This window comes from Corynebacterium propinquum DSM 44285 (assembly GCF_000375525.1).
Taxonomy (GTDB): domain Bacteria; phylum Actinomycetota; class Actinomycetes; order Mycobacteriales; family Mycobacteriaceae; genus Corynebacterium; species Corynebacterium propinquum.
The window spans coordinates 112,474-124,972 of the sequence record NZ_AQXC01000002.1 but is presented as its reverse complement, the minus strand read 5'-3'; the positions used below and the strand labels follow the sequence as shown (position 1 = coordinate 124,972).

Sequence of the window (12,499 nt, the reverse complement as noted above, 5' to 3'; positions counted from 1 at the left end):
AACTACATCCGTTCTGGTGCGTTGACACCTACCATGGTCAAGCCGTTGTGTAATACCTGTCGCGTCGCACGCGCTAATGCTAAACGCGCACTGTGGATAGCTTGCGCCTGCTCGCCTGCTTTCGGCAGAATCTGGCATTGATCATAAAAACGATGGAAGGTTGCCGCTAGGTCCTCAACGTAGCGGGCAATGCGGTGTGGTTCGCGTAGTTGTGCGGCGGTTGCCACCACCTCTGGGAACTCACCCAAGGTGCGGATGAGGTCGCCTTCTTTATCATGGACCAACAAGCCCAGATCTGGAGATTCCGCATCCACTCCGAGCTCTGCGGCTTTCCGCTCAATCGAACACAGCCGGGCGTGGCCATATTGCACGTAGTACACGGGATTATCAGCTGACTGCGCAGTCCACAGCTCCAGGTCAATATCCACCGAAGTATCCACATTAGAGCGAACCAACGCATAACGCGCGCCATCGATGCCGATGGCTTCGACCAAATCTTCCAAGGTGATGACGGTTCCGGCGCGTTTAGACATCCGTACCGGTTTGCCATCGCGAAGCAGGTTCACCATCTGACCGATCAGCACTTCCACGTTATCCGGCTCATATCCCAGGGCTTGAGCAGCTGCGCGCAAACGTCCAATATAGCCATGGTGGTCGGCGCCCAACATATAAATTGCCAGGTTATGGCCGCGGTCGAACTTATCGGCAACATATGCGATATCACCAGCGATGTATGCGTGATCGCCATCAGATTTGATCACCACACGGTCTTTGTCATCACCGAATTTCTCTGACCGCAGCCACCACGCGCCGTCGGCTTCGTACAGATTGTCGTTCTCCTTCAGGGTGGCAATTGCCTTGTCTACCGCACCGGATTCATACAGAGAATTTTCGTGAAAATACACGTCGTACTCCACGCCAAATTCTCGCAACGAAGCTTTGATCTGCTCGAACATCATGTCCACGCCGAGTGCCCGGAAGTTTTCTTGCACTTCAGCTGGCTCACCGTCGAGCGCAGCTGGGTTTTTCTCAAGCACCGCGCTGGCGATTTCGTGGATATAGTCCCCACCGTAGCCGTCTTCTGGGGTCGGCTCGCCTTTGGCATTCGCTACCAGCGACCGCGAGAAACGGTCAATCTGTCCACCATGATCGTTGAAATAATACTCCCGGGTAACGTCTGCCCCGCTGGCCTCCAACACACGACCTAAGGAATCGCCGACGGCAGCCCAACGTGTACCACCTAGATGGATAGGCCCTGTAGGGTTTGCCGAAACAAATTCGAGGTTGATACGCTGTCCAGCACACAGATCCGAATTTCCAAAAGTGTCTTTTTCGCGCAGAATCTTGGCGACGATCTCACCTTGCGCATCGGCAGCTAGGCGAATATTCAGAAATCCGGGCCCCGCGATCTCAGCGTGGTCAATCGCCGCATTTTCTGCTAATGCCTCCGCCAACCAGCTAGCGAATTCCCGCGGGTTAGCTCCAGCCTTTTTCGCCACCTGCAAAGCGACATTGCTGGCGTAATCACCATGCTCCGGGTTGCGTGGCCGCTCCACTGTTACCACCTCAGGCAACACAGACGAGTCCAAGTCACGCTCTGTCATTACGGCGGTAGCGGTGTCTTTAATTAATTGGGAAAGATCAGCTGGAGTCATAGCTCCTTAGTGTAATAGACAAGCAACCTGGCTAAAGAAACCAGGCAATTTGAACATTTTTCGACAGACACAGAACGATCGTGAGGTGCCCGGCGTTTCCCGGCACCCCGCACAACTTAAACCGCTAGCATCGCATGAAGTAACTATTTTCACTTTCGTCACTTCTTGGAAGGACTTGCCAGTGCGCTCGATACCATTTTTTCAACGGAGCCGTACCACTATCGCCAGCGTTGCTTGCCTGGGCGCTTCCGTTGCGTTGTTCCAACCGTTAACAGCACACGCCGGCATCGCACAACACCCCGCACGCAATGCGGAAATTACCTGGGAAGACTGCCCCGCGCAGGTTACCGACGACAACGCAGAATGCGGCCGCATCGACGTTCCCACCTACCACGACAACCCAGAAGCTGGCACCATCTCCGTCGGCTTTGTCCGGCAGAAAGCTTCTGGAAGCTCGCGCGGTGCATTATTCGGCAACCCGGGCGGACCTGGCGGAGACGGTTATTCTTACTTCGCCGGTGACATGTTCGAATGGCCGGAAGGCATCACCCAAGAATGGGACCGTATCGTCGTCCAGCCACGCGGCCTACCGGGTTCTACGCCAGTGCGCTGCGATGAACCCCGAGATGTCATTGCCAATAATCCCATCACCCACCCTGGCGGATTCTGGAAAGATACCTGCGAGAATTCCACACCGGGATACACCGATTCCTTGACCACGCAGAACACCGCGCATGATTGGGAGTGGGTACGCCAGGCTCTAGGATACGACGAAATCTCGATTCTAGGCCTGTCCTACGGCACCTACTTGGGGTCTGCATACGCAAGCGCGTACCCACAACATACAGATCGGTTAATCCTCGATTCCGCCATGAACCCCTATGCTTCGTGGGGTGGTGTACTCACGCAACAAAAACGGGGATACGACAACGCCTACGCAGATTTTTTCACCTATGTGGCTGACCGCAATGACACTTATGGCCTCGGCACCACTCCGCTAGCCGCCTATAATTCATGGTCGCACAAGGTTTTGGAGGAATCCGGAGTAAACCCCACCAATCTGCCCCCAGCTGCCCGAATTGGTGATCTACCAGCAGGATTGGAATGGTCCGGCGCAATCGGCACAGAAATTATCAATGCCACGAGTCAGGGTTCTGCCCAGCTGGAACATTTAACGCGTTCCGCACTCGCTCCTGGCGCCAGCCTCGATCAATCCTTGACCGCTATCGTCACCCACCAGTTGGTTCCGCAACCACGGCAATGGGACAAGCTCGCGAAACATATCAATGGCAGCGAGGATATGTTTGCTGAACTGGAACAGCCTACCGAACTCAGTGATGCAGAAATTGAGAAGATCCAACAAGCGCAAGTTGCCACGATTGCGACACAGCAGTTATTAGTCTGCAATGAAAACACGACGCCAACGAACCCTGCGTTGCTGCCGGAATACCTGTGGGCAAACTTTGTCGTCAGTGATATTCCTACTGCCAATTCCTACAGCTTGGCGGCTGGCCACACCTGCAACGGTGCGGCACCGATTACCGGAGTGGCTCACTTGGATGGTGCCGAACTTGACGTGCAACCGCTTCAGGTCAGTGCCACTGGAGACCCACAAACTGTCTATGCTGACCATGAAGCTCTTGCCGACGTCATGAACGCGCACGTTCTCACCGTTCATGGCCCAGGCCACGGTCACGTGGGCAACGGCAACAAAGTCGTCGACGATATCGTCGTAGACTACCTTCGGACCGGCAAGACCCCACAGCAGTCCGATGCACCGGGCTACTTCGAGCAATAACCAGCCCTATTTTTCACAGAACCACCCGCGACCTGCTAATTATTGCCAATGTGCGATGAGGTGTTAGTATTTAGGTCGCGGTAAATTCCGCCGGATTGCCCCCGTAGCTCAGCGGATTAGAGCGTCGGTTTCCGGTACCGAAGGTCGAAGGTTCGAACCCTTTCGGGGGCACGCTGTGTTGTCTCGAGACATCGTTGTTGTTTTCTACGATGTTCTCGAGACTTTCGTCGTTTAGCTCATTTTCTATCGCACATAAGCCTGTTAATTATCCTGCCCGGGAGCAGACGGTGCAGACGGTGGACAACCATCGGCTGCTTCATATCCAGGGATATTGTCCACCGCGAGCACGGCATTCATAAACCGTTGAATGCTTGGTTTATCGTCCTCATGTAAGTGATCGAAAATCAACCTGCGCACAGACTCCACGTGATCAGGCACTGCTTTTTGCAGCCGCTGCATACCGTCATCGGTGAGCACCACGCTGACGCCGCGGCCGTCACCGCTGAAGCGTTCTTTACGTAGCAACCCCCGCTTTTCCATACGCGTGATCTGGTGCGAAGTTCTGGACCGGTCCCACACCAATTCATCGCATAACGCACACAAGCGCAGGCAGTGATTGGGCGCTTCCGAAAGAACGACAAGCACCCCGTATTCCGCAGTCGACAATCCACTAGCATTCAGCAGTGTCTCATCTAAAACGCGATTGATCTTACGGTTTGCCTGCAAGATGCTACGCCACAGGTCTTGTTCATGATCATCAAGCCAACGTACTGGTTCCGCCATGCACATATACTAACGAATTTTGTTGACAAGTCAGATTTCACCGAACCAGCCGTTAACCAGATGCCTATGCACCTGGCTACTCAGCTAGCTAATTGGAAGTCAATTCACGCATCGAATACCGCCGCGCGCCCACCACCCGGGAATAGCGCTCCGGCATACATGTCAAGACAAACACCTGCGTCTGCCGACCAATTTCGCTAAACAATGTCGCCATGAGCTTCAACCTGTGTGCATCAGTAGAACCCAGAGCATCATCAACCATGACGGGCACAGGAATAGCCGGAAGCGTGTCAGTGTCCGAAAGCGTATCTGTAGCCAGGAGTTTATTGGTGTCTGCACTGCTCTGGTGTCCACGGGCAGTAAGTGCGGCAACAGCAAACCGAATCAGCAGAGCCAATTGCTCCTGGGCTCCACCGGATAAGTGCTCAGTTTCTAACGCAGCGCCGCCGATCGTGCGTTTCGAAATTGCAAGGCTTTCGTCGAGCTCAAAGCTGACAGACTGACCAAAAACTACCTGCGCAAAACGTTCCAGTTCGCGGGCAAACGGTTTCATGTACCGCAGGCGCGCTGCTTCTCGATGCTGCAGCAACGTCTCGCGCAGGCGCGCTGCCGCTTGGGCTCGGCGATCAACAACCGCGTAATCAGCTCGATGGTTTTCTAGGTGCGCCTGTGCTTTCTGCAAGCGCTCAGCAGCACCAGTAGCAGCTTCAATATGCGAGCTTAATGCGAGTTTCCGGTTTTCCGCTTCCCGCACTGTATTCTGCAACTGGTTAAGATGAGCCTGCGCACCTTCCCAATTGCGTACTGCCATAGGCAGATCCACTTCATCAACAGCGGCTTGGGCAATGTCCCGCTCAGCGATTGCTTGTTCCCACTTCCGAGTCGCTAGCTCAACGTTTTCACGTAGTTTCTCCATCGCCGCAGCATCTGCACGGTCCGCTACTTTCACCTCGGCCTCATGCACACGTTCTTCCGCCAGGCTACGCCGTTCCCGTACACGCAGTGCTGCGGATTCAGCGGGCCGACCGTCATAAGCAGCGAGCTTACCGGCAGATACTTCCAGGCGTTGCCGAGCTTGTTCTTCAGCTGCCTCAGCAGCAGACAGTTCTGCTGCAATCTCATCAGCATCCCCAATGTCGCTACCGCCTTCGTGCTGGGGTAGATCAGACAACTCCTGTTTCACGCTTTCGATATCTTTGTCACCGACAACACCGGCACGTCGATTGCGCAACGCCGTGATTTTCTCATCGACGTTGTTGCATTTCATATATACCTGCTCGGCGTGTGCTATATCCGAACAGTGCAAAACAGCAAGTTCTTCTTCCAGGCGTTGCCGTGCTTGTTCTAACGCAGACACTGGGGAATCATCACCTGTACGCTCCTGCTGTGCACTGCGATAAACCGCAATAATATCACCGAAACGCAGTGCAGTGCCGTCGGCAAGCGTGATGGCTTCGTCTACTTCCTCGGCGTGCGAGTCCTGACCAAGACAAATCTCACGGCTTCCGGTGCCATCATTGACTACCACCGTCTGCGGAGATTCCGCTCGTAATTCCAAGCGAGCCGAGTGCGCAACGGCAAGTTTTTGTTCCACGACCACGTCATCGTGGAGTTCTCGCAGATGATGCCAGGCATCCTTGTCAATATAGGACGGCAACGCCGCAATCTGTTCACGGACTGCCCCGATTTCAGCATCGATTGCGGTCACTTTGTTGACCAGCTCACGTAATTCGTGGGCACGCTGCGCATTGTGCAGCTCCCGCGCCGCCTCCCGGGCTATTTTCTGCCGCTCACGTTGTTTCCGGTAATCCGCATCAGCACGTCGCTGGGCTGCTCGTAGTTCTGCAATTAATTCTGCTTCCCGCTGTGCTGCGTCCTCTGCTTCCCCCAGTTGTCTTGTCAGCTCATCCCGGCGCGCTAGTTCTTGTTTGAGTTCGTCGACAAGTCCACTGCGCTCTTCGAGCAATTTAGTTTCCAGGTTTTTCTGCGTCGCAGCTCTACCGACTGCCTCGGCGGCATCATCGAATCGTTGATATACCGTCTGCGCGTTCTTCTTCGTGGTTTCCGCGGCGGCTAATTCTTTTTCGGCTTCCGGAATCTCATCGGCAGCCTGTTTTTCTCGTTCACTCAGCTCTTCGTATTCGGTAACATATTCGGAGACCTTTTCGAGCTGGGCTTTCGCCTCATCTTGTTGTTCCTGAGAGTCCGCAAGTCGTTCTTCCGCGGTTTTCAGTTCCTTGGCTGGCTTGCCAGTTTTGTCGGTGTAATACCGGGCGTATTCCGCGTTTACGGCCGCAAGTAGCCGTGATTCTTCCTGTGCGTCTTCCACACCGGAACTGGTACCCGACACAGAATCGAGGTTCCTTGCATCCGCAGCCGAATCGTCTGCGTCGTTCACAACACCGGAATGCAAGGATTTTTCGACACTAGGAATTCCGGCTACAGCAAGAGAATGAGTCAGTTTTCCTTGCCGCACAAAAAGTGTATCTAATAATTTAGTATCGAGATATTCGTTGATGAGTGTTTGAAGTTTGTTCTCAGCCTCATCATTATACAAAGTTAATTTTTTCTCATCTAAATACTGGAGCACACATTTACCAGACTTTTTCTTATCGTTAAATTCCTTATATAATTCAAAGTGGTTTGACCCAATTGTGAGACCTAACCGGATTTCCGGCCAACCTACTCGATCATAAGGCACCAGGGACCTAATCTCCTGTGCAATACTTGTATATTTGTAGTTCAAACATGCATGTAAAGCATCCATAATAGTGGATTTTCCTGCTTCATTGTTCCCGTGAATCACTACGACGCCAGTGTCCGGGAGATTTGTGATATCCAGACGTCTGATTCCGCGAACATTCTGCAACTGTATTGAATGAATACGCAACATCAATTCTCCTTCATAATTTTAAACAGTAATTGGAGAGCATCACGCGCCGTACCATCGTTTTCGGCTGCATTGAGTAATTCTTCTAACGCAGCACGGGCATACCCTCTAACCTCAAGATTTTCTAGTTCTCCTGCTTCTGGCTGTAGGTTCAACCCCGGCGAAGACTGTGATTCATACAGTGCACCAAAGCTCGGGCGAAGTTCCGCCAGCTCGCGTTCCAGGCGCATGGTATCGGTCAAGCTGAGCGCTCCGCGGAGAAAATACTTCACCACCATGCGGCGTTTATTTTCATAACTACGCAGGTAGTTCACGAAGCCATCGACGCTGGCGGCATCGTCGAGCTCTGGTCGTAACGCGTGAAATTGCCACTGCCCAATAGCGTGCTTGTCGACGTCTACCACTGCTTGCATCACTGGGTTCGTTGTGGGCTTGCTGATGCTCACAACCAAGACATTTCCCGAATCGACTTCCCCACCGTCGGCAGGAAATCCCCAATCCGCCAGTTTATGAAAGTCCGTGGTTTCCGGCGCTCCGGAAAACCATACTTTGCCGGTATTACCCAGTGAAGCCGTGGAATGAGTATCACCAAGAGCGAGATAATCAATCACACCGGAAGCAAGCGCAGCTTCCACGCGGTCCAGATCAATCAAATCGGGTTTGATGTCATCACCACGCGATTCTACCTGCCCGTGACCGACCAATACGCGGATAGAGTTCGTCGGCTGCAGGTCTTCTAACGCAGCAGATACCAAGTCATGATCTGGGTTTTTCACCAAAAACGGTGCCCCAACCAGCTCTACACCTTCTGCCACTACCTGTGGCTCGGCGCTATCAATGACATGAATATTGGAATGGTCGCGAGCACGGAAAAAGATGGAATCTGCCACCAACGGGTCATGGTTGCCGGGTAAAAGATACAACGGTACTGGGAGCGATTGCATTGTCTCTAGGGCACGGTCTAGCGTGCGGTGTTCTAAGGAATTGTCGTTGAAAACATCGCCCGCGACAACGATAAACGCACAGCCTTCGCTCTCGGCGAGTTCGCCTAATCTTTCAATCGCTGTCAATCGCGATTCTTCGAAACGTGCGCCGGCATCACCGCCGAGAAACCGTCGATGCATGCCTATTTGAAAATCGGAAGTATGCAGGAATTTCACGGATTGGTCTGTGTTGAGTTCTGTGCTCGAATGCTTCACGACTACATTGTTAACACAACTCTCTCACATTAGGATTTCTCGTGAGTTAAATAATGGTACATATCTTCGATATCAGAAACGGCCCGCAATAAATCGATATTCGTGTGGCTAACTGCGCGTAACGCCTTGCGCAGCAAATCTGGGTCTGAATCATCCAGCGCAGGCGCAATCTTCGGGCTAGGCACTGCCGGTAATTCTCGGCCGGTCCAGAACGTTTCTGCACCATCTTCGGTCGCCTTCCGCGCAACTTCCTGTGCCGAAGCTGCGATCATTTCTTCGAGTTGCCGAAGTGAGATTCCGCGGAGATGAAAGACCGCAGCAGGGTCGGCATCCAGTTTTGCACCCAATTCTTCAGTGAACGCCACGAGATGTTTACAGATCCACGCGCTATCGGGGCAATCGCAGTAGCAGCGGATATCTCTATCGCTGTCTGCTAGCAATACTTTGAGGACATCGTCGGCAAGCTCTCCTGCACGCACCCGCTCCATCGCCCCGGAAGTTTCCGCCAACAGCCTTCCCACCGAATTCAGCTCTGAAACAGAACGAGGTGGTAGCTGAATCAGTACCGAAAATGGCTGGTTTTGCGAACCCGCGACTTTCCCGTGCGCAGCACCGTTGTGAATATCGATATCGACGACATGACCACCACGTGCATAGTCAATACCACGCTTATAGCGTCCGCCATCCGCGTTATCGAGCACCATGCTGCGCAGTTCTAGGCCAGCCGAGCCTTGCAGCGGGCGGGAACGGGATAACTTTCGTGAGTCCTGAACCGGGCCCAGGTCTGCAGCATTGTCGACTCGCTTCCGCGCTCCGAAATTCGCGTAAATGACGTTATCCGATTCGGAATTCTTCACGCCTTTGGATCGACCGCCTTGCATACGATTATTGTCCATAGCTTGTAGTGTGTCGTGCCTGCTTTCCTGCCAGATTACTGCTCACGGTAACTCATCAATTCGGCCAATTGCTCGGGCTCCAGTTCAGTAATCCAGCCTTCACCTTCACCCACGATGGCGCCTGCCAAGTGCGTCTTTCCGTCGAGAATATCCTGAATGGATTCCTCCATCGTCCCGGCGCTGATCATCTTATATACCGCCACATTCTTTTGCTGGCCAATGCGGAAAGCCCGGTCAGTCGCTTGGTTTTCCACCGCTGGGTTCCACCACCGGTCCATGTGCACAACCATCGAAGCCGCAGTGAGATTCAACCCGGTCCCGCCTGCTTTCAACGACAGAATCATCACGGCTGGGCCATCGTCTGCCTGGAAATCACTCACTAGCCGGTCGCGCTTTTGTTGCGGAACGCCACCGTGCAAAAAAGGCACGCTTTCTCCGAGTTGCTCACTCAAATATGGCTGCAGAATCTCCCCAAATGCCCGATATTGCGTGAATACCAGCATGCGCTGGCCCGACTGCACGGCGTGATCCACTAGCTCCATGAGCTTTTCGATTTTTCCTGAGCGATGTTGGCCTTTCAACGTCACTGGTGAGCCATCGCCTAAGTAATGTGCCGGATGATTACAAATCTGTTTCATCCGCGTCAGGCTGGCCAATACCATGCCCCGGCGCGCCATGCCCTTATCTTTGGTCTCGAGCTGGCGTTGCACGTCATCAACTAAAGCTTTGTATAGGGCAGCTTGTTCATCACTCAACGTGACGGTGAGCACTTCCTCTGTTTTTTCTGGAAGGTCATCGATGATGGCGGGATCTGTCTTCAGGCGTCGAAGAATAAACGGTGCTGTCAAACGTCGTAAACGATCCGTTAATTCCTCATCATTATCGCGTTCAATTGGTTTCGCGAAGTGGTGTCGGAAAAAGCTTGCCGAGCCCAGCACACCCGGATTGGTGAAATCGACAATAGAACGCATCTCGGACAGGCGGTTTTCTACCGGGGTACCCGTCAAAGCGATGCGGTGGCGAGAAGGCAGAGAACGAACGCTTTTCGACGCACGTGTCGACGCGTTTTTGATAGCCTGCGCCTCATCCAGCACTACGCGATCCCATTCTATGCGTCCCAGAGCAGAAAAATCGCGGCTCACAGTGCCATACGAGGTAATAACGAGATCGCGTTCTGTCGCCACACGAACAAACTCATCCCCGGTGGCACGCTGGCTGCCGTGGTGCACCAAGATTCGTAGGCTAGGGACGAATTTCGCTGCCTCCCGGGCCCAGTTTCCTACCACTGAGGTCGGCGCTACGACGAGCGTGGGACCAGTCGATTGTTCGCGGTGTTTTTCGATCGCAGTCAAAGACAACAATTGCAGTGTCTTTCCTAAGCCCATGTCGTCGGCAAGCACGGCCCCCAGGTTGTTGCGCGACATCCAGTACATCCAATCCACGCCGCGGCGCTGATAATCACGCAACTGCGCATGCACGGTATTTGGGATCTCTACCCTCTGGGGCGCTGGCGTTTCCATGCCTCCGAGCAGGCTCGCGTGCCAGTTCGATCCGGTAAATTCGATGGGCTCATCGGCCATAGACTGCAGCGCCAGCTCGCGGAGGTCACCGACGGTGACTTCCTGAGCTGTAAACGCCCCCTCGCCTGCTGCGCCATCTGCGTCGGCGGCACCTGCGCTGTTTTTGACAGCATCGTTGTAGGCCTGCCGCAATCTTTCGGCTTCTGCAGCCAGTTCGTCAGCGTCGGGGGACTCCGCCAAGCGTGCCATTTCCGCTAAGCGTGCGGCTTTTTCCATCCGTTTTTTCGCGCGTTTCGACGCCGTTTCGGACAACTGGTCCATGTACTCACTGATTCGACTCAGTGCTTGGGTATCCGCCATGACCCAATTACCGCGCAGCTTGATCAACCCAGATTTCGAGTTGACCAAATCCGACATTTCCTCGTCGCTCAATTCCTGGTCACCGATGGAAAGCCGCCAGTTGTATTGGACGAGCTTATCCATGCCCAGTTGCGATTGGGTCGCTTTCTCATTGACCTCGCGGGTTTCTAGTTTGGCGGTGGTTTCCATCTGCGACCAGGCACGTGGCAGCATGACAGTAAACCCTGCTGCACGAAGATTAGTAATATCTGAACTCACGAAGGCAACAACATCTTCGGTATCGACGTAGACGTCCCAATCACCTGCGTTAGCATCTTCTTGTCGACGACGCATGCGCTCTACCGGGTCCAGGTTCGGTTCCAGCATCGGCGACACTCGGATTGCTTCCAGGTGCGATTTACGAAGAGACTCGACACTCGACTGGTCAAGCTGGTCTGTGCGAATGGGCTGCGGCGAGTCAGTACCAGAGCGCACCTGCACCCGGATAGGCCAGTGCGCATGCGGTTCATCCGGAGGTTCATTCACGATGATAACCAGTTGCAAATCAACCGAGGTGATCGAGTCATTCCACTCATTAAGCCCACGCAACAGCGCTCCCTTACCGCGCCGAATTGGTTGGCCTTTCAATAACGCTTGGGAAAATTCATGCCACGGGTACGGCCTGGGTTCTGCCGCTAGTGATTGCAGTTGCGCGATGGTGATCCAGTGGACCAGGTGATGAGCTAATTCGTCGGCAAGATCGCGATTATTGACCGTGAGAATTCCGGGGCAAGCCGCAATCATCTCGCTAAGCCAACCACGTTCCGCCAGCCCCGTGGCAAGATGCCACTGGGGGAACCACTCACCCGCCTGGTAGCTCAGACGAACAGTAACTCGCCCGGCACGGACAAATTGGGTTAGTCCCGTATACATGCGAATCAACCAATAAAGATCCGGTGCGATCGCGTTGCGTTGGGACTCCGTTGCTGCCGGGGAGGAATTATCTAAAAATTCTAATTCGCTCAGTATTTTCACAGAATCTTCTGGAGCGAAAAGGCCCATGGGCACCATAAGCGAGACGTCTTTGCCTTTGGGGGTACGCAAGGAAATGCGGGCACGGTTTCGGAAGCTACGCCGCTGCAATAAGGACTCGACGATCGGTGGAAAAGTCCCGGATGGAACCTGTTCCGGCAGAACAATCTTCCGCCCTTCCACCTTTTCAATCCATAAGCTCAACCCGGAAACTGGCAGCCACAGACCGTGCAGAAGGAACGAAGACATAAGGGACAGACTACCAGTTTGCACCAGAGCCGAAATCTAATTGTTATCATCCTGTTATACTCCGCAGTGTTGCCTGCTAAGAGCCTAAAAAACCTGAAATTTAGCTGAGTTTGACGCAGGTAACATTTGGGTGAGCTG

General features: G+C 53.6%; 7 protein-coding genes and 1 tRNA gene. 2 read left to right on the top strand and 6 right to left on the bottom strand.

Annotated features, from left to right (window positions below; all coding sequences use genetic code 11):
• Window positions 1-2 precede the first annotated feature (2 nt).
• Complete coding sequence (gene argS, locus B142_RS0102600) at window positions 3-1,655, bottom strand: arginine--tRNA ligase (RefSeq protein WP_018119989.1); 1,653 nt, start codon at window positions 1,653-1,655, stop codon at window positions 3-5.
• A 181-nt stretch (window positions 1,656-1,836) separates the two neighbouring features.
• On the opposite strand from argS, the gene B142_RS0102595 reads away from it, so the two are divergent.
• A complete protein-coding gene (locus B142_RS0102595; protein ID WP_018119988.1) occupies window positions 1,837-3,453 on the top strand; it encodes an alpha/beta fold hydrolase in 1,617 nt (538 codons plus the stop codon).
• A 97-nt stretch (window positions 3,454-3,550) separates the two neighbouring features.
• Window positions 3,551-3,624, top strand: a tRNA-Arg gene (locus B142_RS0102590).
• 90 nt (window positions 3,625-3,714) lie between these two features.
• Here the strand turns inward: B142_RS0102590 and B142_RS11650 are convergent.
• The 5 genes from B142_RS11650 to B142_RS0102565 form a co-directional block, all read right to left on the bottom strand.
• On the bottom strand, window positions 3,715-4,236 hold the full coding sequence (locus B142_RS11650) for a MarR family winged helix-turn-helix transcriptional regulator (protein ID WP_018119987.1): 522 nt from the start codon (window positions 4,234-4,236) through the stop codon (window positions 3,715-3,717).
• 88 nt (window positions 4,237-4,324) lie between these two features.
• Complete coding sequence (locus B142_RS0102580; RefSeq protein WP_155860916.1) at window positions 4,325-7,129, bottom strand: AAA family ATPase; 2,805 nt, start codon at window positions 7,127-7,129, stop codon at window positions 4,325-4,327.
• Window positions 7,129-8,325 carry a metallophosphoesterase family protein gene (locus B142_RS0102575; RefSeq protein WP_018119985.1) on the bottom strand — a complete coding sequence of 399 codons (1,197 nt, stop codon included), beginning with the start codon at window positions 8,323-8,325 and terminating at the stop codon, window positions 7,129-7,131. The genes B142_RS0102580 and B142_RS0102575 overlap by 1 nt, the downstream gene beginning before the upstream one ends.
• 29 nt (window positions 8,326-8,354) lie before the next feature.
• The gene (locus tag B142_RS0102570) at window positions 8,355-9,221 is read right to left on the bottom strand and encodes an SWIM zinc finger family protein (RefSeq protein ID WP_018119984.1); all 867 of its coding nucleotides are present in this window, start codon (window positions 9,219-9,221) and stop codon (window positions 8,355-8,357) included.
• 35 nt (window positions 9,222-9,256) lie between these two features.
• On the bottom strand, window positions 9,257-12,361 hold the full coding sequence (locus B142_RS0102565; protein ID WP_018119983.1) for a DEAD/DEAH box helicase: 3,105 nt from the start codon (window positions 12,359-12,361) through the stop codon (window positions 9,257-9,259).
• Window positions 12,362-12,499: the final 138 nt, after the last annotated feature.

Coding starts and splice junctions, on each gene's coding strand:
- argS (WP_018119989.1), bottom strand. CDS start 1,655: ATGACTCCAGCTGATCTTTCCCAATTAATTAAAGACACCGCTACCGCC.
- B142_RS11650 (WP_018119987.1), bottom strand. CDS start 4,236: ATGGCGGAACCAGTACGTTGGCTTGATGATCATGAACAAGACCTGTGG.
- B142_RS0102580 (WP_155860916.1), bottom strand. CDS start 7,129: ATGTTGCGTATTCATTCAATACAGTTGCAGAATGTTCGCGGAATCAGA.
- B142_RS0102570 (WP_018119984.1), bottom strand. CDS start 9,221: ATGGACAATAATCGTATGCAAGGCGGTCGATCCAAAGGCGTGAAGAAT.
- B142_RS0102565 (WP_018119983.1), bottom strand. CDS start 12,361: ATGTCTTCGTTCCTTCTGCACGGTCTGTGGCTGCCAGTTTCCGGGTTG.